Below are 25,789 nucleotides of genomic sequence, written 5' to 3' on the forward strand. Positions count from 1 at the left end.
GACTTACCCTTTTACTTTCATTGATAACGCGGCGGGATGCGGCGTAAACAGCAGCGTTTGCAGAGACTCGTTCGAGTCCACCATGTCCGCCAGCGTGTAGTTATCCAATTCATGCAGAAACGACTTAATGGCCTTGTCCAGCGCCAGCTTCAGGCGACAGGCCGGCGTGATGTGGCAAAACTCTGCGCTACAGTTAACCAGAGAAAGCGGTTCCATCGCCCTGACGACGTCGCCAATGCGGATATCCCCAGCGGGCTTCCCCAAGCGGATCCCGCCGTTTTTACCGCGCACTGCGTCCACCAGGCCAACGCGGCTGAGCTGGTTAATAATTTTTACCATGTGATTGCGGGAAACCCCGTAAACGTCGGTTACCTGGGATATGCTGGTCAACTCGCCTTTCGGCAGAGAGGCCATATAAATCAACGCCCGCAAGCCGTAGTCGGTAAAACTGGTTAACTGCACAAGTACCTCTTAAATCGTCATATACTGCTCTTATAGTAAACGATCGGCCCCAAAGCCGGTAACGTTAATCGCAAAAATCTGGCGTATTAGAGAATTTAAGCGGCTTCCGGCAATGGATCTCTGCGCCAGCATCGGTACAGAATCCGCCTCTTCTCGACGATAGTGTTAGGACGTAAAAAGCCCATTATGGAACGTTATTAAATAACCGCGCTAACGGTGCTCGTTTCATCATATGAAAAATATTATTAATAACGAGAAAAGATAAATAAAAAGCCGAAGCAGGCGGAAGGCTATTCGTTTATGCTATTTTGATAACCGTATTTCGCGTTAGGCAAAGATTTTTAGCGTCTATACCGAATCCGATAGATACACCACTTTCTCAAAAAGCCTTATAATCTCTCAGTTTTTATTAACGCACCAAAACTACCTCCTGCTTTTTATAGCGAATATTCAAGGCGCCTTCTTTTCCATTTTTCCCATCCCAGCGACTTCTATTAGAAAGGACGCAACGCGCTTTCACAGCCTCGCGGTTGCCGCGTTCACCATAGCGAAGATAAAAGGCGCTGGGTGAAGTGCCAGCGATGGCAATGGGCAACCTGCTCCAGACCATGGCGCACTCCATCAGCACCCTGTTTGAAAACGCCATCGCCGCCCAACATCAAAATAAACGCTGATAGCAAAAAATCGTCGATAAATATGGAAATTTATATTTCCACTCCACGCTAAAAATCGTTATTTATAGATATCAAATATTGCCAAACCTGGATGTGAATCAAATTATAAAAAATAAACACACGTCCAATGCGGACCTAAAGCCTTCCGAGATATAAACCACCTATTGTTTTTATTAAATACAGCAAAAAAACATTACATAAATAGTTCCATTTCATGGCCTTTCTTAAAAAACAAATAAGAACACTCATATCTCATTTCAACAAAAAATAAAAATGTTGTCTATGATTAGACTATCGGCACCATAAATCCATATTAAAGAAATAAATTGATAAGTACTAAAGCCGCTTTTTTCTCAGGAAGGAGATTTTTATGGCCTACTTTAGCTATGATGGCGACAAGACCCCGTTTACCCACTACCCGTTCGATTTCTACAGCCGCTTTTTGGGCATCCTGCCGTTGGAAAGTGAATATTCATTACCGAAAGAGATGAAATTCATCGTCGATCCGAACGATAAAAACAGGTTCATTACCCTAAAACAGGCGTCGCCAATCTCGCTGCTTTGGCTCATGCTCTATAGCAGTACCAAGTGGGACATCCCAGCCATATTTAGGCAAAAGGATGAGGCCCAAATTGAAGCGCTTGAAACCGAGGCGCACTATAAGCTTTTTATGCTTGCTCTAAAGCGTATGGAAGAGAAAAACCCCTTTTCTCAAGCTGACTACGCCCACTACCTGCGAGGTGAATGCGCGGCGGAAAGCATTTACTTTGCCAGCGTACTGCTGTTGACCAATATAGGGATATATAAGCGTTACCCTATAGATTCGGCGGATATTTATAAAGTCACTCGACGGCTGTTAGAGAACGGGGTGCTAAAAACGCCAAACAATACGCTGCTCGTCCGCTATTTCAATAACAAAATATACAACGCCAACAGGTACATTCCGTCTGACGACGCTCTATGGGCCAGAGAAGCCGTACTCAACGCCGAGTTTAAAGACGCGTTTTACGCCATGGCGCTGGAATACATCAAGGCCAGCGGCGTGCAGTATGCCCAAATCGCCGCCGACGTTGACGACGTCAACGGACTGGATAATCTCATACGCCTGAACGATGGATACGGATATGAAAACTACAGGCTTCTAGTCCATACATCATCCAGCAGCCTGGATAAACAAGGCTTCGACGGCGATGTGAATAGAATCCGCGTTTTGTTCAAAGAAAAAAGAGAAAAAGAGAAAGCGACAACCCGGCTTGTCGGTCTGGATCTGTTAAGCATGGAGCACTGCCGGCGCTTTTTTGACTTCCTTTTGGACAGCAGCGCGCCAGAAAAATTTGCCCCGCTCAATGCACAAACCACCGTCCTTCATATCCACGGCGACGCAGGCTGCGGCAAAGCGGACAATAACCGTTCGCTGTGCGGCTACTACTTTCGCAACCGTATCGACCAAGAAAAAGACGACCAGTTTTACAAGCAGTTGTACCGATACCTTGCCAAAAGCTATCACAACGCCCAGCGGTTTAACGCGCTCAATAGCACCACGGGTATAAAGCAGGAACTACCGCTCTCCGGCCTGTTTGACGAACTGTTTCACTACAACAGCCTGACGATGGAAAGCCTGCGGCTGTTGCACTTTGACATCACCGGCCCCGCTGGCCAAGGCCAGATAGCCTACGAAACCAAACGCAATATTGCGAGCCTGATTGAAACATTGGATAAAAAGCCCACCTCAGACGCTGAAACCTATTACGCCGCGCTGACCCAAAAGAGCGTCCCGTTTTCCATATGCATCGGCCGCGCCTGTCAGGCGCGAAGCTTCCTGTCGAAAAAATACCCAAAAATCCATTTCGACACAGGTCTGGGTAGCCGCCCTGCGGTCGGTGCAGCGGGCGGTTGCAGCTCGGCGAAAATTTACCATTTAGATCAAGGATTTCTACATTTAGACGGGTTAGTGGATACAAACGAACTGCAACCCGTGATGAACGCCGTAGCTTACGCCGAAGAATCGGCTTTTAGCCCCCTCGCGCTGCAAAAAATAGGCGCGTTTACTGACGCTTTCAACGCGATGAGCGAAGGCGAAATTGAAAAAGGAATTAGAGAATATATAAATACATATCAATATGATACGGAAATTATGCTCTGTCAGGTCCCTGCGATGAAGGACATCCTTAAGGAAATCAAAAAACTGGACGACAAAATTCCCTCCTGCGGGCGAAAAGGTATCTTCCTCGCCGCATTCGCTCTCCTGCACAACTGGCGCTCGCTGATACTCGGCGCATACGGGCAGGGCGTTGCCCATACCGATATCCAGAAGGAGTCGGCGAGAATGGCGCTGCTTCAAACCTATAGCATTCTTCACGCCGAAGTCCCCGGACTGGTAGAAGCGCTGCTGCCGAAAGTAAGCCAACTCATCGCCGCGGCGGCGAGCGCCAGTTGGGAAAGATCGATTGGGAAAATTAACCACCGGGAACAGCGCTCAAATCTGGCACTCGTCAAGTTTGAAGGGGTCAGAGCCCCCGAGTCCATCGTGTATATAAAAACCGAATCAGGTAAGCAATAAACACAGGCAATGCGTTTAGTTTAAAGACGCTATCGATAACTCAAAAGGAGAAGATGATGACAAACAAACCCGACGACCTGGCGGCGATCGCTCAGATATTTGACAACGCCCACTTTGACGGGGAATCGCCGAGCCAAAAGGCGATTGCCGACCTGCAGAGGCGCCAAAACCAGTTAATTGACATCATGGATTACGTCGTGAAGGAGCTAAAAGAAAACCGGACGCAGATGAATAAAAAGATAGAAGATATTCTCAAGTAGCTAGATAAATAGCATTAATACCAAATGGATGTAATACACATCTAACAAGCAGATAATTATAAAAACAGGGAACATTCGTTCCCTGTTTTCCGTGTGATTTAAAGACGTTTACCGTTAAGCGTCAAACGGATCGCGCAGGATCATCGTCTCGGAGCGGTCAGGGCCGGTAGAGATGATGTCAATTGGCGTACCGGTCAGCTCTTCAACGCGCTTGATGTAGTTACGAGCGGCCTGAGGAAGCAGGTTTACGTCCTTCACGCCGAAGGTGCTTTCAGACCAGCCAGGCAGAGTTTCATAAACAGGCTCGATGCCTTCCCATGCGTCTGCATCCAGCGGCGTAGTGTCGACAACGCGGCCGTCCGGCATACGATAGCCGACGCAAACCTTAACTTCTTTCAGGCCGTCCAGCACGTCAAGCTTGGTCATACAGAAACCGGACAGCGAGTTCAGCTGTACGGCGCGGCGAACGGCAACCGCATCCAGCCAGCCGGTGCGACGGCGACGGCCGGTCGTGGCGCCAAATTCGTTGCCCTTCTGGCACAGGTATTCGCCCACGTCGTCAAACAGTTCCGTCGGGAACGGACCGCCGCCAACGCGCGTTGAGTAGGCCTTCACGATGCCCAGCACGTAATCAATGTAGCGAGGGCCAAGGCCGGAACCGGTAGCCACGCCACCGGCGGTGGTGTTGGAAGAGGTTACGTAAGGGAAAGAGCCATGGTCGATGTCCAACAGCGTGCCCTGCGCGCCTTCAAACATCATCAGCTCGCCCTTCTGACGGGCGCGTTCCAACAGATCGGAAACGTCAACCACCATGGAGGTCAGCACGTCGGCAATCGCCATCACGTCGTCCAGCACTTTTTGATAGTCAACCGCTTCGGCTTTGTAATAGTGCACCAGCTGGAAGTTATGGTAGTCCATCACTTCCTTCAGCTTGGCCGCGAAACGCTCTTTATTGAACAGATCGCTGACGCGCAGCGCACGGCGAGCCGCCTTATCTTCATAGGCCGGACCGATGCCGCGACCGGTCGTTCCGATAGCATTAGCTCCACGAGCCTTCTCGCGAGCGATATCCAAAGCAGAATGGTAAGGCAGAATCAGCGGGCAAGCGCCGGACAGGAGCAGGCGCTCACGTACCGGAATGCCGCGCGCTTCAAGCTCACGCATCTCTTTCATTAACGCATCGGGAGAAAGCACGACCCCGTTACCAATCACGCTGATAACGTTTTCACGCAAGATACCGGAAGGAATTAAATGAAGTACGGTTTTTTCACCGTTGATTACAAGAGTGTGGCCCGCGTTATGCCCGCCTTGGTAGCGAACAACATACTTAGCCCGTTCTGTCAGCAGGTCTACGACCTTGCCCTTGCCTTCGTCACCCCATTGAGTGCCTAGTACGACAACGTTTTTACCCATCTCACTATTCACCAAGTCAGTTAAAAAAGAATCTTACCATTACATTTTTTTACTTTCAGCAGTTTTTAACACATTTCGCGAAAGCCAAACCAGCGCCGCCTTCCTGACAAGGCACAAAAAATGACACTTCCTTGCCTTAGAGCAAGCTATTCTTCGTCCGTTTTACTATCTGTATGAATATTATTCATCAATAAATCGCTGCCATAAGAAGCATGAATGACGTTGGCTATCGGATAGCCGCAGCGCTCGACGCTCCGGCCCCAAAACCAGGCATTGCAAAAGGCCGGTGGAGAAAACCGTATGAATATGGCTTTATTCCAAAGAATATTTTTCTTTATTAAATATTTCACCCATAAAATAATACAGTAATTCATTAACCCACCTAATTATTAATAACACAAAATTTACATATTTTAAGAATACAAAACACCCATCAAGAACATGAGAAATTATCTCACCCCTCCCAATTACAAGAATGATTAAACACTCATACATTTGTTAAAAAAAATATTAAACCAAATTAAAAAGATAATTCATCAATTAATGATCGATAAAACATAAATAAAAAGATTTAAATTCTGTAAATTTAGCATAAAACCAGAATATAAAACTATTAAAAACAACATTTGTGAATATTAAAACCAATCATATCATATTGATTAGATTTTTAGATCGTGATTAAATGAAAAACATAAGAGCAGGGTGAATTCAATAATTTTTATAATTTTCAATTAAATAAAATACAAAAACACCCATTGCGCAAGAAAAAACACGTAATAAATACGATATTTCAGCATTAAAAACGGTAAGCCATTTTTTATAACGAACCCTGAAGACCCATCCGTTTAACGGGCTATTTAAACTTAATCTTGTGGTTATATCACTTAACCGACAGGAGCGGCTAGCTTTTCTTAAATGGATTTTTACAGGTGTATTTCCGACATTTGTCGGTCATAAAAAAAGTAAGTCAGTCAATCACTAACTAAATGGAGTTTACAATGAAACTAAATAAGAGCCTTCTGGCCCTTACGGCCGCTTTAGCGCTGGGCAGCACTGCAGTTCAAGCCGCTGACGGCACCATCACTTTCAACGGCCTGGTTACCGCTTCAGCCTGTACGGCAATCACTTCAGTTACCGCTGACAGCGTCGTTACCGGTTCTCCGATTAACGCTACGCTGACTCTGCCAAACGTTACGGCAACTACGCTGAACGCCGCAGCTGGCACCTATGCTGGCCAAACGCCGTTCTCTATTCAACTGGCAGGTTGTGAAGCGACTGCCGCGCTGAACAACGTTCGCGCCGTGTTCACTTCATCCTCATCTCCGGCCGGTGATGCCTACGTAATGGCTAACGTTGCCGCCACATCTCCGGCTGCCGACGTTGCCGTTGCCATCATGCAGCCTAACGGCACTACTCAAATCGACCTGAACGGCGGTCCGGCTAAAGATCCGGGTCTGGCTCTGCCGGCTATCGGCTCTGCGGGTCCTTTGACGCTGAACTATAAGGCGGCATACAAGTCTCTGAGCACCGCAGTTACCGCTGGTAACGTACAAGGCGTAGCTGACTTCGTTATCTCCTATTTCTAATAGGTCCCTCTTGGCTACGGCAGCTTTTGCCGTAGCCAATTTTCATATGGAAACGGATATTCCAGCTTATAGTAAAAACGGTGGATGCAATGAAAAGGACGTCAAATACTCGGGCTATAAAAAATAAAACCGCTGGGCAATGGAAAATCCAACCTAAACTATCGTCGCTTTTTATCTGCATACTGGCCTCTTTATCAGCCAGCGCCATCGCTGCGGGCAACGACGCCGAGTTTGAAGAACTATTTCTTCGCAAAGACAAAAACGGCGCATCGCCGAGCGTGTTTCTATATAAAAACGCCATTACTCCTGGCCTAAAAACGATTGATATCGTCGTTAACGATCGTCTGGTTGACAGATTTGAAGTGAATTTTGTTGAAGATAATGAAAAAAGAATTGTACTTCCCTGCCTTAACCAAAATTTACTGAATGCCGCAGGCGTAAAGACTGAAATTTATAACGACTGGCTAACCGAATTAAAAGCAAAAGACGGAAAAGCAGAACCGAACGCCGTTTGTGAAAACCTGCGGGAACGCATTCCTGCATCCAATCTCTATTACGACGACGCAAAGCAGACGCTCAGGCTCACGCTACCGCAGGAAGCGGTAAACAGCGAGCGTTTCCAGATGATCTCCCCTAAAGAGTGGGACGACGGCACGCCGTCTTTACGGACCGCCTACAACGGCTACGTTTACAGCTCCAGGCAAAAAAATAGCGGCCCCGACAACGATAAAACAACCACCGACAGCAGCTTTGTCAGTCTTAACAGCGTGGCGACGGCGGGCCCCTGGAGGCTCTACAGCTTTGACACCTTCAATAAAGAGTCAGGGAAAGGCTGGGAAACCAACCATGACCGCCTTTACGTAGAGCGCAACATCGTCGCCCTGCGCTCCAAGGTTACCGCGGGCGATATCTACACCTACACGCCAAGCAGCATCATGGGCGTCATCCCCTTACGAGGAATAACCCTTTCAACCAACGAAAGGATGATGCTGGAATCCCAGTTTACCTACGCGCCGGTCATCCGCGGCACGGCCAGAACCAACGCGCGCCTGACCGTTCGCCAACGCGGCAACATTATCTACAGCAAGACGCTGACGCCGGGCAACTTCGCCATTGATGATATCTACAGCGGCCAGGTCGGCGCAGATCTGGACGTCACGGTGGAAGAAACGGACGGCACGGTGCAAAACTTTAAGGTGCCCTACACCGCCCTGCCCAACATGATCCGCCCCGGAGCCATGCGCTACAGCGCCTCATTTGGCGAGTACCGCGACGATTCGCTGTCGAGCAACCCGATGGTCGGCGCCTTCAGCCTGGAGCGCGGCTTTGAGGCCTTTACGCTCAACGGCAGCGCGCTGGGTTCGGATAAATACCAGTCGCTAGCAATGGGCGTCGCATGGAACGCCGGCGACATCGGCGCATTCTCACTCGACCTCGCCCAGGCCCGCTATAAGCAAAGCTGGGATCTGCCGAACGATGGAGAAGAAACCCGCAACGGCAGCGCCGTTCGCCTGCTCTACGCCAAGCAGTTCGACACCTCGGACACCGGTCTGCGCATACTCGGCTACCAGTACCGTTCCGAACGCTTTTTGGAATTCTCGGAATTCATCAGCCGCAGCGGCTACGACGGCAGCGATCCGTTCGAGCAGGGCGACAGCCTGTGGAACAAGCGCCGCAGAAGCCGCATCGAGGTCAACGTCAACCAGGGTATGAACGAGTACGGCAACCTGTTTGTCACCTTCAGCCAGGACCGCTACTACGGTACGAGCGAAAAAAGCACCTCCGCCTCAGCGGGCTACGGCATGCAAATCGGCAAAGCCTCCGCCAGCCTGATGTACACCTATAACAAAAACGGCGGCGACAGCTACGACAACCAAATTGGCCTAAGCGTCAGCATGCCGCTGAGCTGGGGCGAACAGGACAGACACCGCGGCTCGCTGAACTACAACCTGACCCGCAATAAGGACAACCAGTACAACCAGTCAATGGGCTTTGCCGGCAGCCTGCCGGACAACACGCTGTCCTATTCGGCCAACGTACAGCGCGACCACAGAGGCGACTTTTCCGAGTCGGCATCGCTTGGCTATAACGCCAGCTACGCCAATATGAATACGTCCATTAGCCACAGCAAGTACAGCGATCAGCTTTCGTTTGGCGCTGCGGGCGGCGTCGTACTGTACAAAGGCGGCGTCGTTCTGTCACAGCAGTTGGGCGACACCATCGCCATTATCGAAACGCCGGACGCCCCCGGTATTCGCGTCGCCAGCAATAGCAACGTGAAAACCGATCTCTGGGGCCGGGCCGTCGTGACCTACCTCTCACCCTACCGCTACAACACTATCTCGCTTGACGTGAAGGATACGGAAGGCGTCGAGCTGAAAGAATCGGCGCGCAAGGTTGTTCCGACCGAAGGCGCTGCGGTGTTGCTGAAGTTTGTCACCCGAGTGGGGCGCAGGGCTATCGTCATCATCAAAAGCGACAGGGATATCCCGGTTGGCGCCTACGTTACGGCGCAGGACCAAACGGAAGAGGCAGGCATCGTCGGCAATAACGGCATCGCCTATCTGACCGGTCTGGATGCGCGTAAAGACGAAGTATTAACCGTTAGCTGGGGCAGCGATGACTCACAGCAGTGTCGCTTTACGCTACCGCGTTTACCTGAGGATGCAAAAGACGCACAGGCCGAACAGTGGCACAAAAAAGTAACGGTTAACTGTAAGTAACAACAAGAACTGAAAGGAAATAGACATGTTTAACGCCATCAGAAAGAGCATCCTGACCTCCGCATTGATCGCAGGTTGCCTTATTCCCTTGGTCGCCTCATCGGCAGTTCGCCCGCAGCTTACGCGCATCGTTGCCTATGCGCAGGATAAAGAAACGCCGGTAGAAATTATCAACGACAGCGAAGAAACGTATCTGGTCCAGTCTTGGCTGGAAGATCTGAACGGCAGCGACAGCAACATTCCGCTGGTTCTAACGCCGCCGGTGATAAAGCTGGGCGGCAAAACGGAAGGCAAGCTGCGCCTGGTGGTTCTCCCGGCAGAAATCCCACAGGACAGAGAGTCCGTCTATTGGCTCTCCTTACAGGAAATTCCGCCGAAGGCTAAAAGCGAAGAGGCTGAAAACAAGCTGGTTATCGCTATCCGCAGTCGGCTGAAGGTGTTCGTACGCCCGCAGGGGCTTAACGAAAAAGGCGCATCGCAGGCGGTAAAATCCCTGCGCTGGGAAGTCGAGCGTGAAGGCGGAAAAGTTTGGCTGAAGGCCGTGAATCCGTCCTCCTACTACATCAGCTTTGGCAAGCTGGAGCTTAAAGTCGGCGGCGGCAAAAGCGTGACGCTGGAAGACAAAATCAACATGCCATCCCCGATGGGCAGCCAGCGCTATCTGGTGCCTAAGGCTTTCGTCGGCAAATCCGCTACGCTGACCTACAGCGCCGTTAACGATTACGGCGGCGCGGGTGATGAGCTGTCACAGAAGGTAAGTTTCTAATGTTGAACAGTAGTAAAAGGCGTCAGCGGCGTATAAACGGTCTTCGTCCCCTTTTGGGGATGGGGCTGCTTTTATGCGCAGGCGGAGTAAATGCCACTACGCTTAACTTTTCTCCTATTTGGAGCAGTTCATCACAAATAGCGGCGAACTGTTCTTTTAGCTATCCGACGCTACTGCGCTCGGACATAAAAAAGTCGGGCAGCACCTACACCGGCCAGGTGACCGGGAGAGTCAATATGTTTGTCACCTACCACTAAATTGCCACACCTAAAAGCGGCTAAACGGATTATTAGCACACGCTATTCATAACGAATAGGGATTTTAGAAATATAACGGAGGATATTATGTTTAATAGAAAAGTACATTGCAGACATTGCGGAAGTAGTGAAGGGATCATAAAGCACGGTTCAGGAAAGACGGGATACCAGCGTTACAGGTGCATGACCTGCATGCGCACCTTCCAGGCGAAGTATATTTATAACATCAGCTCATTTAGAGAAAAGAAAAGCGCTTCACTGGCAGCAATGTCTTAATGATTAAAGCACCTTCGTCACTGGGTAACGTTTTATAAAGCCAGAAAGCAAACGATGGAATAAATAATAAGGGGCCAAGGATAAATCTAAAAAGAACAATAAATACGCTACGTTAATCTTTTATTAACGAAAACATTCAGCTTACTAAAACGCTTGTTAATAAAACAACGAGCTGGCCTTCCTTTGTCTCTTTTGGCCAGCTTGTGAAGTTTAAAGGAACAGATATGAAATATGGAAAATTCCCCGAACAGAGAAAAGCGATAGAGCCTCCCTCTGGCGTGAGTAAAGGGCTCAAAGCCCGAAACGCCCTTCGCCCAAGCGCGCTGGTAGCCGCAGTGGCTATGGCGCTGGGGTCAGGCAGCGCCTGGGCCGATAACTGTTCATCGTCGTCATCCATCACTTCCAGCGGCATTACCTGCACCTCCGCAACGGACGCCGCTGAGCTGACCGTGACGGGCGCCACGGTAAACGCCGCCGGAACGGGGATTCTGGTTTCCAGTACGAACGGCGGCACGTCCAGCCTGACGCTAACCGACAGCAGCATTACCGCGAATCCGAGTACGGCCATGGGCGGTATTCTGGTCTACGGCAACGTCAGCGACAACAGCATCACGCTTAACGGCAACAACACGCTGAACTTTGGTCCCAACGCCGATACGGCAGTGCAGGCCGGCGCGGGCACCGGCAACAGCACCGTCACGGTCAACGGCACGCTGAACCTGACAAACGCAGGCGCCAGCAATACGGCCGACGGCCTTGAAGCAAGCTCCACGGCGGGCAACGTCACCATTAACCACCACGGTAACGGCACGATTGACGTCGCCGGCGGGCACGCGCTGTTCGCCATCACCGGCGGCACAGGCATAGCCACCATCGTCGCCGACGGCGGCGCGGTGCTAAAAACGACCGGAAGCAACAGTTCAACGATCCAGGGCATCAGCAATACGCTGGTCAGCATTCAGTCCAACGCCGACATTCATGCCGCCGGTCAGGGTTCAATCGGCATCGAAGCCCAGACGGGCCTTGCCGGGCAGGCCTCAATAACCAATGGCGGTACGGTCAACGCAGCGGCGACCGGCATCCAGATATTCACCAACGGCGGCGATGCGGTCATCAATAACAGCGGCAACGTATCCGGCGGCGCTGGGCAGTATCTGGCCGACGGTATTCACGTCAACTCAGGCGCGCATAGCACCATCAACGATCTTAACGGCAGCACCATTACCGCAACGCAGGGCGGCATATCTTCCCGCACGCGCGGCCAGGACACCAACACCATCGTTAACAGCAACTCGCGCATTATCGTTGATGATTCTGCGCTTCTTGCCGCCACGCCAAGCCATAGCCTGATAGGCATCGACAACTTCCTCGAAACGGCTAACCTCAATTCCTTAGGCAACGCGGTTGTTGTCTATGACGGCACCAGTAGCGGCGGGATTACCCTTACCGGCAATCACGCAACGACGGATTCCCTGATTGGCATTCGCTCCTACGTCGAGCAGGGCAACCTCGGCCACGCCGATATTACCGCTTCTGGCGATATCACCGTCAGCAAGCTTTCCGGCAGCGCTTCCGGCTATTTTGTCTACGGTATAGAGGCGATATCCCGAGGCGAGGGAAATTCGCTGATTAAATATAACGGCGGTACGCTGACCGTTACCGATAGCGTCACCAGCGGCTCGGGCACGACCGGCTTTGGCCTGGTCTCATGGTCCGACGGCGGCAGCGCGTCGGTCTCTACGGGAGTGGGTACGTCGGTTAATACGATAGGTGAAAGCGTTACGGCGATACACGTCTCAGCGGGAACCGACGGAGACGCCGTCGCCATAACCAACTCCACCATATCTACCAATGGGGACACCGCCCACGGCGTTAGCGTAGCCAGCAATTTAGGCAATGCAACCATCGTGAATACCGGCGATATCTCCCTATCCGGCGAGTTTGCTGACGGCCTGCTGGCGCAGGTCAGCGCTGCCGCGGGCTTAGGAAAAGTCAGCGTCGGCAATCAGGGCGACATCACGTCTCTAGCTGGCAGCGGCATCAACGCTTATAACGCCGGAACGGGCGACGTGCTCATTGCTAACGAGGGCGATATCACGGCTGGCGTTCACGCCATTGCCGCAGGTTCAGCGTCCGGTAAAGTCGAAGTATCCAATAGCGGCGCTCTCCACGGAACCGGCGTCAACTATGCGGGCATCTACATTAACGCCGGCGGCGTTTCACTGCTCGACAACGCCGGGGATATCACTACCGATGCAGGCACCGGCATTTTCGCCATGGGACAGGACGCTATTACTATCATCCATCGGGAAGGCGCGAAAATCACCTCAAACGTTCAGGATGGGCTGACGACGGCGGCGATGGGCTACGGTTCTGCTATCCACACGGGCATTACCAATACCGCATCAACCGGAGACGTTAACGTTTACGCGTACGGCGATGCAGAAACCTTTGGCAGCGTCCTCCCCGCCTATGCGATTTATGCGGATAACCACGGCAGCGGCAACGTGCTGATCGACGCCAAAGGCCAAGTCATCAACCACAACACCGTGGCGGACAGCGCCGCGCTGCGCGCCCATAGCCACAATGCGGCTGGCGACGTTGCCATTCGGTATGAAAACGATACCGACGCGCTTTCCATCTCAACCGTTGCCGATCGCGGCCACGGCATCCACGCCAGCAGCAGCGGCGGAGATACGACTATCAACGTGGTTAAAGCGAACCTCATTCAGACGGCGGGTGAAGCCGCACACGGCATCGTGGCTTCGGCTACGGGAGCGGGGAAAGTCAACGTGCTGGTTGAAGACGCGGTCATCAACGTAAGCGGCGCTGACTCTGCAGGCATCCTGGCTGTCGGTGACAGCGACGTCACCGTCGTCTCCAACGCCGAGATCAATAACGACGCGCTGGGCGTATCGGCCAGCATGGCGGACGGGATCTCGATTGGCGTCAGCGTCAGCGGAGACGCTACCGTCATCGCCCAAAACGACATCACGCTGGACGGAGGCGCCGCCTCTGCCGGCAGCCATGGAATTTTAGCCGACCACGGCGCAAACTCCACGGGCGACAACAAGATTAGCTATTCAAACGGTACGATCCTGACCAAGCAGAACGAACAGCGCGCCATCGAATCCAACCACTACGGCACCGCCGGTTCGATTCGCATTGAGAACAGCGGTACGCTGACCACGCTGGGGGATAACTCCACCGGGATCGCGACGCGCGTCGGTAACGCCACGGGTAACATCACCATCTTGAATACGGGCGAAATTTCTACCCAAGGCAACGGTTCCGGCTTCTTCGGTAGCCATGCGATGGCCGCACAAACCCATGGCGGTGATATCACCATCCAGAACGAAGGCGCGCTAAGCACCAAGGGCAACGACGTTGATGGAATTTGGGCCAACGTTGCAGCGGCTGGCGTCAACGGTACGATAACTATCACCAACAAGGCTAACATTGCCACCCACGGCGATAATTCCCGTGCGATAGCGGCACACAGCGAAGGCGGCGATATCGTGATTACCAACGTTGCGGATATCCGCTCTTCGGGCGATAACGCAATGGGTATCTACGCCAACGTGAATAACGGCGGCGACGTCACCATCACCAACACTGGTGAAATCACCACGACCGACGAACACGGTATTCTTGGCATGACCGCCAGCGGTAACGTGAGCATCGTTTCGCTGAACAATATCACCACCAGCCAAGCAAACGGCATCCGCGACAACCACGGTCTGGAAGCCAAAACCAACGCCAGCGGCAAAGCCAGCGTCGAGCACGATAACGGCACGATCAAAGTCTCCGGCAATACCGCCGGCGGTGGAAACAGTATCGCCATTGCGGCCTGGGACAACGGCTCAAACGCCACGGACGTCGACGGCTATATTCATCTGGGCGCTAACAGCCTTATCGACGCGACTCAGGGCGTAGGCGGCCTGTTCCTTGGCGTAAGCGGCACCGGCACGATTGATATTGATACCGGAGCACAGGTACACGGCGGCACTAACGACGGCTACGGCGTTAAGCTGACCGGCGTCGGCAGCACGGCTAACCACACCGTTAACAACCACGGCGTTATTGACGCCATGAGCGATAACGCCATCACCGGCAGCATCGTAGGCGGTTCAGCCCTGATTGAAAACTACGGCACCGTAACCGGCTATATGACGTTCGCCAACGGCACCGCTGTCACCTTCAACAACTATTCGCCGAACAGCTTTGATATCCGCAACTTCGCCGATACCGACGGCGACGGCGTACGCGATACCAAAGGCGTAGCAATCTCTACCTTCGGCGGCGCAAGCAGCGTCTTTAACAACGCGGCCAACGGCGTTGTGCGTCTGGTTACCGTTAGCGGCGAACGGTTCGTGAACACCTCCGGCCAGTATCTGGCGGACGGATTATCGCACTACGACACCAGTCGCAGCGGCATCGTTCAGGGCCAAATGCTGAACCTGGGCAGCTTCACCAACAGCGGCGCAATCGACCTAAGCCAAAACGGCCTGACGGGCGATACGCTAGTTATCAGCGGCAGCGGCACGGCGGGCGTTAACGGCGGCGGTCAATTCGTTTCCGACGGCGGCGTAGTGAAGATGGACACCGTAGTCAACCGCGGCGGCTCAAGCACCCAGAGCGACATTCTGGTGGTGGATAACGCCACGGCCTCTGGCGCACCGACGGTGCTGGCGCTCAATACGCTCAAAGGTCAGGTTGGCCTGTCAGAAAAAGAAGGCATCAAGCTGGTTGAAGTGCTAGGCACGTCCGATGCGAACGCCTTCACGCTGGGGCAATACGTTGAAAACGGTCCGTTTGAGTACGGCCTGTTCCGCGGTTCATTAACCAACGCGGCGGATCAGAGCTGGTACCTGCGCAACTATGATGAAAACGGTCGCCCGATGTTCCGTGCGACGGTAGGCGCCTATCTGGCGAACCAAACGGCAGCCACCGGCCTGTTTGTGCACTCTCTGCACGATCGCCTCGGCGAACCGCAGTTCACGCACGCTTACAAAGACGGCTACTCTCCGTCCGTATGGCTGCGCATCGTAGGCAACCACACCGACAGTAAAGCGGCGGACGGCCTGTTCGATCAGGATACCGACAGTTCTCTCGTTCACCTGGGCGGCGAACTGGCCAACTGGACCAGCAACGGCGACGACCGCTGGCACGTGGGCATCATGGGCGCCTACGGTCAAAGCGAGACGGACAGCACCCTACAGCGCAGCGGCAAGTCTTCAACCGGCAAGATTGAAGGCTACAGCCTGGGCGCTTACGCCACCTGGTACGCCAACCAAAACATGAAAGCGCCTACCGGGCTCTATCTGGACGGCTGGATGCAGTACAGCTGGTTTGACAACACCGTCAGCGGCGACGGCGATCCTAAGGAAAGCTACAACAGTAAGGTAATGACCGCCTCTCTGGAATCCGGCTATGCGTTCGTAGCCCACGACGCGCCGGCCCGCCAGTGGATAATCGAACCGCAGGCGCAGGTTGTCTACAGCGACTACAGGGCGGACTCCGTCACCGACAGCCGCGGCATGCGCGTTGACAACGGCGATGCCGACAGCGTGATGACCCGGCTGGGCGTTCGCACCTACAGCCGCAGCACGCTGGGCGACAACGCTTTCCAGCCCTTCGTAGAAGCGAACTGGCTGTATAACAACGCCAAAAACACGCTGAACTTCAACGGCTACACCGTCAAAGACGGCATGCCGAAAAATCGCTACGAGGTCAAAGTCGGCGTACAGGGTGAGATCGTCAAAGGCCTACAGGTCTGGGGACACTTCTCCGGTACAGGCGGCGAGCAGTACGGTGACTACGGAGGCACGCTGGGCGTGAAGAAGACGTTCTAACCGCCGCCGCTACTGCGCATGACGAATAAAACTTTATTTTATTAAAAACCGACGCCGCCATTAATTCATTCCAATTAATGGCGGCAAACCTGCTTTTTACATCAGAACATCTAAATAAATTAGAGGAACCAATAGTGATAAAGTCTCTTTCGTTTCTTTTTCGCCAATACAGCGTAGCTCTCTTTAAAGCATCGACGAGACCGGGAGGGTGGAGGCCATGAACAGGATAATTCACGCGCTGGCTTATGTTGGCGCGCTCGCTACAGCCTCTATGGCTACTCCCCAAGCGATGGCGGCAACGTATAGCTTCACGGCAGCCTGGTCCAGCCCCGGTCCTTTACTGGGGCAGCCTGGTGCTTGGTGTAGCTACATAGTCCCTGACGAAAGGCCGCTGACCATACCCAGAACGCTGGTAGTCGGCAATGATATCCCTAACGGAACCGAAATTTTTTCATGGGGGTATAGAGAAGGCTTATCTGATTTTACCGTTACCTGTACGTCCAGTGGGATCGCTGGTGGAGGAAGTAATATTGATGGTTATATAAATAGTAGCTTAGTTCTAGCAACCGACAGCAGCGGATATGTTCGACTTAGTGATACTGGATTGGGTCTGAAATTATGGTTCAGATTCAACAACGGGCCAGGATTCGATTATACAGGCTGTGGAGGAGTGTCAGTGAACTGTGAATACTATGACACGTCCTATAGCGCCCCAACCTTTACAACAAAAGTCCCCAGCGGTACTGAAGTCGAGGGCAGTCCGGCAGGTTATACAACGCAGGGTATAACACAGACGATGAGAAAATACAGAACCTCAATTACACCTATAAATCAGATTGTTCCTTCTTATACCGGAAGCGTATCACTGAGGATGTCATTGGTTAAAATAGGCCCGATACAATATAACGGTCCATTGAAGGTATTAAATTCATCCGTTTTGCGTAACACATTCTACGTAAATTCGACCATGACGACTTTGAATGGATTTTTAGACGGTGCCGGTATAACAGTCGTTCCACCAGCCTGCCAGCTCAAAACCACTGATTATAACGTTTCCATGGGGCGCTGGGCCGCTGACGCCATTACCCACGTTGGCGCACCGGCCTATGGCGCGCAGATTCCCGTTAACCTCTCTCTGGAGTGCTCCGGTAAAACAAACCACGTCCGCTTCCGCTTTGAGGATACCGGCTCATCGCTTTCCGGCGACAACAACGTCAGCCTCTACGATACGGCCGGCGGGGACAAAATAGAGGGGCTGGAAATTGAGCTGCGCTATAACGGCACGAAGGTGAATGTGGACAACAGCACCCTTACGGATACCGGCAGCCACGGCTCGTTTGTCTCTTTTGATCCCATATTTGATTCTTTCAGTACGGCCGCCTTCCAGGCCCGCTACGTGCAGAAAGCCGCCGTCACCCGGTCAGGGACGAATTACACGGGCCCGGTCACGGGCAAAGTAAATATGTACGTGATTTACGATTAGTGTCGATAGCGTAGATGCATCGTAACCGGTGTGTCACCAACTACCGCTCTTTAAAGCCCTCACTGTCTCCAGCTTAGCTGATATTTTCCGTATATAAAAAGAAAGCACTGACGATACGATCGTTTGGTGCTTTTTATATTGTCGGGATATCCGTTAAGCCACAAAACCATTAGGCCGTGTCCCGAAGGACTGGGCGCAATAAGCCAAATAATCGCCTACGGCCTCTTCAAACGCTTTGCGCGGGCTGACAACATTATCAGCGTGAAAGCCAATGACATCCCTAATGCCTGCAACATGGCCAACGAGACATTGACCCTCGTCGCTGTATTCAATTCTTGCGGCATAGCCCTTATATGTCATGGTATTCCCTCCATAGCTTTCAACCGCCAACAAAAAGCCCGGCTTTCGCCGGGCTTCACGTCAAAACGATAGCCTTACGGCTTCACGTTCTCTGACGGAGACTTCATATAGCGGAAGAACTCGCTGTCAGGACGAAGTACCATCACGTCGTTACCGCTGCTGAAGCTCGTCTCATAGGCGCGCAGGCTGCGGATAAAGGCGTAGAAGTCAGGGTTCTGGCTAAAGCTATCGGCAAACAGCTTGGCGGCCTGAGCGTCGCCGTCACCGCGCAGGATACGAGCCTGACGCTCTGCCTCTGCGATGATCTTGGTGACGCGATAGTCGGCCAGTGCACGGATCTTTTCGGCCTCTTCCTGACCCTGAGAACGATGGCGGTGGGCTACCGCTTCACGCTCAGCGCGCATACGCTTGTAAATCGCATCGGAGACTTCCGCCGGCAGGTTGATTTGCTTAATCCGCACGTCGATAACTTCAATGCCCAACTCGGCCATACTGTTGGCGTTCACCAGCGGCAGCTTGTTGTCCGCAGGCAGAGCGCCCGTTTCTGGCGCAGCCGGTGTAGCAGGAGCCTCAGCCGCAGGCGCTTCGGATGATTTGTCCTGATAGCCCTTGTTCAGAGCGTTCAGCACGTCCTGCATCAGCTGCCCGCGGGAGTCGGTCACCAGATCTTTAATATCGCGCTGGCCGATGCCGGAACGCAGGCGGTCGTTCAGCTTGCTGCGCAGAATGCGCTCGGCGTTAGCCTGGTTACCGTCGCCCGTCGCCAGATAGTAGCGGCTGAAGTCGGTGATACGCCACTTGACGTACGAGTCGACCATCACGTCTTTGGTTTCTTTGGTCACGAAGCGGTCAGCTTCGTTGTTCATCGTCTGGATGCGAGCATCCAACACTTTTACCGTATCAATCATCGGCATCTTGAAGTGCAAGCCCGGCTCATAAACTTTCGGGTTATCCTGCGCGTCGCGCAGAACCTTACCAAAGCGCAGCACGATGCCGCGGTTGCCTTCCTGTACGACGAACAGCGACGTAAATACACCGATGACGACAATAACGACTAAAGGAATAAATAGTTTACGCATCAGTGATTAACCTCTTCCTAAGCCCAGGGATTCAAGACGTTCTCTGTACGCATCGGCACGCTCTTGCGTGACTTTGTTTTCAGAAGACAGGCCTGAACTTCTTTGCGTTTGAGGCCTTGCGGTAGTTGACGTCGTCGTTGACGGTGCGGCAGGCGCAGCCGCATTCGTCGGCGCGGCCTCCGCCTGAGGCGTCGTAGCGGCCGGGGCCGCGCTGGCCTTACCGCGGAGCATCTGATCCAGCGGCAGCACCATCAGGTTGTTGCTTTTGTCGTCCACTAGCACCTTGTTGGTTTTACCCAGCACTTTTTCCATAGTTTCAATGTACAGACGCTCACGGGTAATTTCCGGCGCGGCCTTGTATTCCGGCAGCAGCTTGGCGAAGCGGGCTATTTCACCCTCAGCTTCCAGCACAACCCGCGCCTGATAGGCTTTGGCGTCTTCAATCATGCGCTGAGCGTTACCGTTGGCGATCGGCAGCGCGCCGTTCGCGTAGGCGTCCGCTTCGCGGATGTAGCGCTGTTCGTCTTCCCGCGCATTGATAACGTCATCGAACGCCGCTTTGACTTCTTCCGGCGGACGCGCCGCCTGGAAGTTTACGTCCAGCACTTTCAGACCCATATCATAGATCTGAATGGTTTTTTCAAGCTCTTGCTTGGTGTCGTCACGCACAATGGTACGGCCCTGGGTCAGGATGCGGTCCATGGTGTATTTGCCGATAACCGAGCGCAGGGCGCTGTCGGTAGCCTGACTCAGGCTGTTATCGGCATCGGTAACGCGATACAGGAACTTGATGGGATCCGCCACCTGATACTGCACGTTCATTTCTGCGCGCACGACGTTTTCATCGGCGGTCAGCATAATGCCGGATGCCGTCAGGCCGCGCACCGCCTTGGTGTTCACCGGGCGAACCGCGTCAATAAAGGTCGGCTTCCAGTTCAGACCCGGCCCAACCATCGTCGGCTGCACCTGGCCAAAGCGGGTGATAACCCCCAGCTCGCCCTCTTTAATGGTGTAAAAACCGCTTGCCGCCCAGATAACCACCAAGACGCCCGCGATAATGCCGATAAGGCGGCCTCCCATAGGGGAAGGCATGCCGCCCCCAGCACTACCGCCGCCGCCGCTGCCGGCTTTACCCAGCAGGCTGCTTAACTTACTAAAAATATTATCGAGATTCAGCGACTGCTGACCACGACCTTTATTCGGTCCACCGTTGTTGTTTCCACCGGGGTTGCTGTTATTGCCGCTTCCCCATGGATCGCGGTCCTGGCCATTATTACCGGGCTGATTCCACGCCATGTTTTAGCTCCACTCGTTTACCATTGTTCTATCGGGCACAATAGTTTTACAGATCTACCGAACGATATACCGTTCAAGCGCCTGTTCTTGTTTACAGAGGCGACGCCAATCTGCGATCGGCATCCTAATTACCAAACCGATGCTCCCATCCTCTTCAGTCCACTCTTTGAGAATCGACTGAAGCTGATAAAAACGGCTGCGCAGGCGACCTTCCTGAACGGGTAGTTTCAGGGTGTACTGCGCAATCTCACCGGAAAGACGTTCCGTCAATGCGCGGAACAATAAATCGATCCCAGCCCCGGTCTCGGCGGAAAGCCAAACCCGAACGGGAACGTTGTTCTCGTCCCTATCAATACGCGGAGCAAAATCCTCCAGCCTATCGATCTTGTTCATCACCAGCAGCACCGGGATCTCATCGGCCTCGATTTCAGCCAACACGTCGGTCACTGCGGCAATATTGTCGCTTATTCGCGCATCGGCGGCATCCACTACATGAAGCAGCAGAGAAGCCTGACGCGTTTCCTGAAGCGTCGCCTTAAACGCCGCCACCAGGTCATGGGGCAAATGGCGAATAAAGCCTACGGTGTCAGCCAGTACGGTGGCACCGACGTCTTCCACCTCGATACGCCGAAGCGTAGGATCGAGCGTGGCGAACAGCCTGTCGTCAGCATAGACGCCAGCCGTTGTTATTTGGTTGAAAAGCGTTGATTTACCGGCGTTGGTATAGCCTACCAGCGACACGGTCGGGATCTCCGCCCGCACGCGGGCTCGGCGCCCCTGCTCGCGCTGCTTTTCAACCTTTTCAAGCCGGGAAAGGATCTGCTTGATTCTTTCCCGCAGCAGGCGGCGGTCCGTTTCCAACTGCGTTTCACCCGGTCCTCGCAGACCGATCCCGCCCTTCTGACGCTCAAGGTGGGTCCAGCCTCGTACCAGACGCGTCGCCAGATGCCGCAGCTGCGCAAGCTCAACCTGCAGCTTACCCTCGTGCGTTCTGGCCCTTTGAGCGAAGATATCGAGTATCAGCCCCGTTCGGTCAATAACCCGGCACTGACAGAGGCGCTCAAGGTTTCGCTCCTGTGCGGGCGTGAGCGAATGGTTAAACAGCACGACGGACGCTTCGGTCGCGCTAACGGCCTGCGCGATTTCCTCAGCTTTGCCTTCGCCCACGAAATACTTGGCCTGAGGCGCTTTGCGGCTGCCGGTCACGACCTGCAGCGTTTCTACGCCGGCGGAAGAAACCAGAGATTCAAACTCCCTGAGATCTTCCGCCTCTTTTTCCTGAGAGAAGTCGATATGCACCAGAACGGCCTGCTCTCCCGCATCGTACCGTTCAAACAATCGCGCGACTCCTCAAAGAAAGGCCAGCTCGTCGATTACTCAGAGGCATCGTCATCCTGCTGCGACTGGGCTCCGCCCTGATAATTTCCCACGTTGCCGCCGCCGGCGGAATTGTTGTGGTGAGAAACGGGACGAGAAGGCACGACGGTAGAAATCGCGTGCTTATACACCATCTGACTAACCGTGTTCTTTAACAGAATCACGAACTGGTCGAAGGACTCAATTTGCCCTTGCAGCTTGATGCCGTTGACCAGATAAATAGAAACCGGAACGCGTTCACGGCGGAGTGCGTTCAAAAACGGGTCTTGTAAAGATTGCCCTTTAGCCATTCTTCTTTTCCTTATATTTGCTGTCTGTTACCAAGAGCCAACGGCTCTAAAATAAACTTCATACACCCGCCATACTTCAAATTACAGGCATACCGCCTGCGGTTTGAACCATTTAGAGTATAAAATTCAATCACACGAACAATCGGTCATTCAGTACTTAAAAAACAGACGTACACTGTTAATTGTACACAATCATAAGCCTATAGCCTAATGGCGCGTGTAACTCTTTCAAACGCCTCGTCGGGCTGCTCGCTGTCGAGCCATTCAACGTCCGGCCATCCTCGCAGCCACGTCATTTGCCGTTTGGCAAGCTGACGAGTTGCGCAAATACCGCGATAAATCGCCTCTTCCCTGTCGATTTCGCCCAGCAGGTACATCCACATCTGTCGATATCCTACGCAGCGGATAGAAGGCAGGTCCGGATGCAGATCGCCGCGCGCCATCAGTCGTCGAACTTCCTCTTCAAACCCCGCCGACATCATTTGATGAAAGCGAGCCTCGATGCGCTGATGCAAAAGTTCGCGTGAAGCGGGCGCTATAGCAAACTGGTGTACACGATACGGCAGCGTTTCACCAGCTATTTGTGTCAATTCTGTTAAAGTTTTACCCGAAATGTAAAAAACTTCCAACGCTCGGCTCAATCTTTGTGGATCATTTTGATGAATTCTTGCTGCCGCTGTCGGATCTATCTCTTTTAAACGCTGGTGAAGCGCCGCCCAACCTAACTCTACCGCCTCTGACTCAATGCGCGCCCGTACGATTGGATCCGCAGACGGCAAAGGGGAAAGCCCTTCCAGCAGCGCCTTGTAATAAAGCATCGTCCCGCCGACCAGCAGAGGAATGCGCCCGGCGTCAACAATCTCCGCCATTTCCCTTAAGGCGTCGCGGCGAAAGTCCGCCGCCGAATAGCTCTCGGACGGGTCGAGAATGTCAATCAGCCGGTGTGGCGTCTCACAAAGCTCCTGCTGCGTCGGCTTTGCCGTGCCGATATCCATTTTGCGGTAAATCAGCGCGGAATCAACGCTAATCACCTCTACGGGCAGATGCTTATACAGCCGTGCCGCCAGCGCCGTTTTGCCGGACGCCGTCGGTCCCATAAGAAAAATGGCAAGGGGTTTATTATTCATGTTGCAGCGCGGCCAGAGGCCCCTTCAGGTCAATAGGCTGTAAAACGTCGGCCGCCGGTTTCCCTACGCTCTGCGGACAGAGCCGCTCGACGTCCGCCAGCAGTTGGATGGCCTGCGACTGCGTCCACTGGGTAGTTTCGCTGCTCAAGCGCCCCGCCAGCCAGTCGGCCAGACGCGCTTCGTCTACGGAATCATCGCTGCCTAAATAAGACAGCAGCGCAGGCAACAGCTGCTGAAGGTTCTGCTGCCTTAACGGCAGCGGCACGCCCTGAACCTGCACCTTTTGGCGCTCAACGGAGAGCTGAATGCCGAAATGCTGCAACAGTGCGGCATAGCGCGTTAAGCAAGCCTTATCTTTCTCCCCCAGCGTCAACGACAGGGGAATAAGCAAAGGCTGTGGCTTCAAACCGTCTGCTGAAGGCATCAGCTGTGCCCGGCGCAGGCAGCGCTCCGCTGCGGGCAGAGACAGCAGGGCCAGCCCGGCTCCTCGTTCGACGATGGCGTAAACGTCCTGCCAAATGGCCAGCACCCGTCCCAGGCTTTGAGGCGAGCTTTTATCCAACAGCGAAGGAGGAACGGGAGACGGCGACTTGGGGCGTTCGGGAAACAGCGGCGCCTTAACGGCAGGCGGCTCCTGCGCAGCCGTTTCAAACACAGGCCGCGCATCGGCGCTGCGCTCTTCGGTCGACAGCAGTCGACGGTACGCTTCGTTTTCCCGCGCGATGACGGTAGGAGAACGATGTTCTACGTTCGGATATGCGCCCGTTGAACGCCCGCCGGCACCCGCGTTTTTGCTCGCTACCGGTTCGGCCGGGCGGTTATAGCGATTTTCTCCCGCTGAAGGGCGATTTTCCGGCTTCCACTCTCCCGCAGGCTCGCTCAGCTCCTCGGCTCGACTCTGCGTTACGCCGCCGACCGCAAGAGGCAGCGAAGGCGCACCGGCCTGCTGCAGCACGGTCACCACCGCCTGATAAACAAAGTCGTGCACCAGCCGCGACTGGTGGAACCGAACCTCATGCTTGGCCGGGTGAACGTTGACGTCCACCTGATGAGGGTCGACCGTAAGGAAAAGCACGTAGGCGGGCTGCCCGTCGTCGGCCAGAAGGGTCTGATAGGCTTGGCGGATGGCGTGATTAAGCAGGCGATCGCGCATCATACGCCCGTTAACGTAGCAGTACTGCATGTCGGTGATTTGACTGGCGCCCGAAGGATCGACCACCCAGCCGTCGATGCTTAAATCGCCGTGCTGCCAGGATACCGTCAGCGCGTGCTGTAAGAAAACGCTGCCGCAGATGCTGCCCAAGCGCCGCTCTCTGGGTTCGTTCTCTTTGATCCCTCGGTACTGGCGCACCGGCTTGCCGTTGTGATTCAGGTTGACCGTGACGTCAAAACGCGCCAGCGCTATGCGGCGGAGAACCTCATCAATGTGGCCGAACTCCGTCTTCTCAGTGCGCAGGAACTTGCGGCGCGCCGGGGTATTGTAAAACAGGTCAAGCACCTCTAGCGTAGTGCCGACGGGGTGCGCCGCGGGCTTGAGGCTGACGGCCATCTCGCGCCCTTCGGCGTAGGCCTGCCACGCCTCGCTCTGCTCCACCGTGCGGGAGGTCAGCGTCAGGCGAGAGACCGAGCTAATGCTGGCCAGCGCTTCGCCGCGAAAGCCCAGGCTTACGATGGCCTCCAGATCGTCCAGCGTCGCAATTTTACTGGTCGCATGGCGCGCTAAAGCTAGAGCAAGCTCGTCTTTGGCTATACCGCAGCCGTTATCGCGAATGCGGATAAGCTTGGCGCCGCCTTTTTCAATATCGATGTCGATTCGAGTCGCGCCGGCGTCCAGACTGTTTTCCACCAGCTCTTTTACGACCGACGCAGGCCGCTCCACCACCTCTCCGGCAGCGATTTGGTTGGCTAACTGCGGCGGCAGCACCTGAATCGGCATACAAACTCC

Annotated in this window: 19 protein-coding genes; 10 read left to right on the forward strand and 9 right to left on the reverse strand. The window is 53.7% G+C overall.

Features of this window, described 5'->3' with window-relative positions; all coding sequences use genetic code 11:
- Nucleotides 1-3: 3 nt before the first annotated feature.
- Nucleotides 4-462, reverse strand: coding sequence for a nitric oxide-sensing transcriptional repressor NsrR (nsrR, locus tag G544_RS21140; protein WP_051155850.1), 459 nt, complete (start codon nt 460-462; stop codon nt 4-6).
- 563 nt (nt 463-1,025) lie between these two features.
- Here nsrR and G544_RS21930 point away from each other — a divergent pair.
- The 3 genes from G544_RS21930 (at nt 1,026) to G544_RS0119380 (ending at nt 3,956) form a co-directional block, all read left to right on the forward strand.
- Complete coding sequence (locus tag G544_RS21930; protein ID WP_304364268.1) at nt 1,026-1,136, forward strand: RebB family R body protein; 111 nt, start codon at nt 1,026-1,028, stop codon at nt 1,134-1,136.
- 370 nt (nt 1,137-1,506) lie between these two features.
- Nucleotides 1,507-3,696 carry a hypothetical protein gene (locus G544_RS0119375; protein WP_027276106.1) on the forward strand — a complete coding sequence of 730 codons (2,190 nt, stop codon included), beginning with the start codon at nt 1,507-1,509 and terminating at the stop codon, nt 3,694-3,696.
- Nucleotides 3,697-3,752: 56 nt separating this feature from the next.
- Complete coding sequence (locus tag G544_RS0119380) at nt 3,753-3,956, forward strand: hypothetical protein (protein ID WP_027276107.1); 204 nt, start codon at nt 3,753-3,755, stop codon at nt 3,954-3,956.
- Between the two features lie 114 nt (nt 3,957-4,070).
- Here G544_RS0119380 and G544_RS0119385 read toward each other — a convergent pair whose 3' ends face one another.
- Nucleotides 4,071-5,369, reverse strand: coding sequence for an adenylosuccinate synthase (locus G544_RS0119385; protein WP_027276108.1), 1,299 nt, complete (start codon nt 5,367-5,369; stop codon nt 4,071-4,073).
- A 998-nt stretch (nt 5,370-6,367) separates the two neighbouring features.
- On the opposite strand from G544_RS0119385, the gene G544_RS21145 reads away from it, so the two are divergent.
- From G544_RS21145 to G544_RS22330, 7 genes are all read left to right on the forward strand, one after another.
- Entirely contained in the window at nt 6,368-6,955 is a 588-nt protein-coding gene (locus G544_RS21145; protein ID WP_051155851.1) for a fimbrial protein, read from the forward strand.
- A gap of 89 nt (nt 6,956-7,044) precedes the next feature.
- Nucleotides 7,045-9,678 (forward strand): fimbria/pilus outer membrane usher protein, encoded by a 2,634-nt coding sequence (locus G544_RS0119395; protein WP_051155852.1) that lies wholly within the window; start codon nt 7,045-7,047, stop codon nt 9,676-9,678.
- A gap of 25 nt (nt 9,679-9,703) precedes the next feature.
- Nucleotides 9,704-10,444 carry a fimbrial biogenesis chaperone gene (locus G544_RS0119400; protein ID WP_036024680.1) on the forward strand — a complete coding sequence of 247 codons (741 nt, stop codon included), beginning with the start codon at nt 9,704-9,706 and terminating at the stop codon, nt 10,442-10,444.
- Nucleotides 10,444-10,701, forward strand: coding sequence for a hypothetical protein (locus tag G544_RS22300; RefSeq protein WP_134389205.1), 258 nt, complete (start codon nt 10,444-10,446; stop codon nt 10,699-10,701). The genes G544_RS0119400 and G544_RS22300 overlap by 1 nt, the downstream gene beginning before the upstream one ends.
- A gap of 87 nt (nt 10,702-10,788) precedes the next feature.
- Complete coding sequence (locus G544_RS22800; protein WP_420864727.1) at nt 10,789-10,977, forward strand: IS1/IS1595 family N-terminal zinc-binding domain-containing protein; 189 nt, start codon at nt 10,789-10,791, stop codon at nt 10,975-10,977.
- Nucleotides 10,978-11,201: 224 nt separating this feature from the next.
- The gene (locus G544_RS0119405) at nt 11,202-16,832 is read left to right on the forward strand and encodes an autotransporter outer membrane beta-barrel domain-containing protein (RefSeq protein WP_027276111.1); all 5,631 of its coding nucleotides are present in this window, start codon (nt 11,202-11,204) and stop codon (nt 16,830-16,832) included.
- 967 nt (nt 16,833-17,799) lie between these two features.
- Nucleotides 17,800-18,315, forward strand: coding sequence for a fimbrial protein (locus G544_RS22330; protein WP_071783435.1), 516 nt, complete (start codon nt 17,800-17,802; stop codon nt 18,313-18,315).
- A 153-nt stretch (nt 18,316-18,468) separates the two neighbouring features.
- Here G544_RS22330 and G544_RS21460 read toward each other — a convergent pair whose 3' ends face one another.
- The 7 genes from G544_RS21460 to mutL all read right to left on the reverse strand — a co-directional run bounded on the left by G544_RS21460 (nt 18,469) and on the right by mutL (nt 25,780).
- Nucleotides 18,469-18,675: a hypothetical protein gene (locus G544_RS21460; RefSeq protein WP_245614599.1), complete on the reverse strand. Its 207-nt coding sequence runs from the start codon at nt 18,673-18,675 to the stop codon at nt 18,469-18,471.
- A gap of 74 nt (nt 18,676-18,749) precedes the next feature.
- Nucleotides 18,750-19,754: a protease modulator HflC gene (hflC, locus tag G544_RS0119420; protein ID WP_027276113.1), complete on the reverse strand. Its 1,005-nt coding sequence runs from the start codon at nt 19,752-19,754 to the stop codon at nt 18,750-18,752.
- A 6-nt stretch (nt 19,755-19,760) separates the two neighbouring features.
- Nucleotides 19,761-21,050, reverse strand: coding sequence for an FtsH protease activity modulator HflK (hflK, locus tag G544_RS0119425; protein ID WP_027276114.1), 1,290 nt, complete (start codon nt 21,048-21,050; stop codon nt 19,761-19,763).
- 54 nt (nt 21,051-21,104) lie between these two features.
- Complete coding sequence (gene hflX, locus G544_RS0119430; protein ID WP_027276115.1) at nt 21,105-22,388, reverse strand: ribosome rescue GTPase HflX; 1,284 nt, start codon at nt 22,386-22,388, stop codon at nt 21,105-21,107.
- Between the two features lie 35 nt (nt 22,389-22,423).
- On the reverse strand, nt 22,424-22,717 hold the full coding sequence (gene hfq / locus G544_RS0119435; RefSeq protein WP_027276116.1) for an RNA chaperone Hfq: 294 nt from the start codon (nt 22,715-22,717) through the stop codon (nt 22,424-22,426).
- Nucleotides 22,718-22,917: 200 nt separating this feature from the next.
- Nucleotides 22,918-23,844 (reverse strand): tRNA (adenosine(37)-N6)-dimethylallyltransferase MiaA, encoded by a 927-nt coding sequence (miaA, locus tag G544_RS0119440; RefSeq protein WP_027276117.1) that lies wholly within the window; start codon nt 23,842-23,844, stop codon nt 22,918-22,920.
- Nucleotides 23,837-25,780, reverse strand: a complete 1,944-nt coding sequence (gene mutL, locus G544_RS0119445) for a DNA mismatch repair endonuclease MutL (protein ID WP_027276118.1) — start codon at nt 25,778-25,780, stop codon at nt 23,837-23,839. The genes miaA and mutL overlap by 8 nt, the downstream gene beginning before the upstream one ends.
- Nucleotides 25,781-25,789: the final 9 nt, after the last annotated feature.

It is taken from the genome of Leminorella grimontii ATCC 33999 = DSM 5078 (genome assembly GCF_000439085.1).
GTDB lineage: Bacteria > Pseudomonadota > Gammaproteobacteria > Enterobacterales > Enterobacteriaceae > Leminorella > Leminorella grimontii.

Excerpts from the sequence above, each read along its gene's own strand:
- G544_RS22300 (WP_134389205.1), top strand. The coding sequence starts at position 10,444 with ATGTTGAACAGTAGTAAAAGGCGTCAGCGGCGTATAAACGGTCTTCGT.
- G544_RS0119385 (WP_027276108.1), bottom strand. The coding sequence starts at position 5,369 with ATGGGTAAAAACGTTGTCGTACTAGGCACTCAATGGGGTGACGAAGGC.
- G544_RS0119400 (WP_036024680.1), top strand. The coding sequence starts at position 9,704 with ATGTTTAACGCCATCAGAAAGAGCATCCTGACCTCCGCATTGATCGCA.
- hflC (WP_027276113.1), bottom strand. The coding sequence starts at position 19,754 with ATGCGTAAACTATTTATTCCTTTAGTCGTTATTGTCGTCATCGGTGTA.
- hfq (WP_027276116.1), bottom strand. The coding sequence starts at position 22,717 with ATGGCTAAAGGGCAATCTTTACAAGACCCGTTTTTGAACGCACTCCGC.
- G544_RS21145 (WP_051155851.1), top strand. The coding sequence starts at position 6,368 with ATGAAACTAAATAAGAGCCTTCTGGCCCTTACGGCCGCTTTAGCGCTG.
- G544_RS0119405 (WP_027276111.1), top strand. The coding sequence starts at position 11,202 with ATGAAATATGGAAAATTCCCCGAACAGAGAAAAGCGATAGAGCCTCCC.
- miaA (WP_027276117.1), bottom strand. The coding sequence starts at position 23,844 with ATGAATAATAAACCCCTTGCCATTTTTCTTATGGGACCGACGGCGTCC.
- G544_RS0119375 (WP_027276106.1), top strand. The coding sequence starts at position 1,507 with ATGGCCTACTTTAGCTATGATGGCGACAAGACCCCGTTTACCCACTAC.
- mutL (WP_027276118.1), bottom strand. The coding sequence starts at position 25,780 with ATGCCGATTCAGGTGCTGCCGCCGCAGTTAGCCAACCAAATCGCTGCC.
- G544_RS0119380 (WP_027276107.1), top strand. The coding sequence starts at position 3,753 with ATGACAAACAAACCCGACGACCTGGCGGCGATCGCTCAGATATTTGAC.
- G544_RS0119395 (WP_051155852.1), top strand. The coding sequence starts at position 7,045 with ATGAAAAGGACGTCAAATACTCGGGCTATAAAAAATAAAACCGCTGGG.
- G544_RS22330 (WP_071783435.1), top strand. The coding sequence starts at position 17,800 with ATGACGACTTTGAATGGATTTTTAGACGGTGCCGGTATAACAGTCGTT.
- G544_RS22800 (WP_420864727.1), top strand. The coding sequence starts at position 10,789 with ATGTTTAATAGAAAAGTACATTGCAGACATTGCGGAAGTAGTGAAGGG.
- G544_RS21460 (WP_245614599.1), bottom strand. The coding sequence starts at position 18,675 with ATGACATATAAGGGCTATGCCGCAAGAATTGAATACAGCGACGAGGGT.
- hflK (WP_027276114.1), bottom strand. The coding sequence starts at position 21,050 with ATGGCGTGGAATCAGCCCGGTAATAATGGCCAGGACCGCGATCCATGG.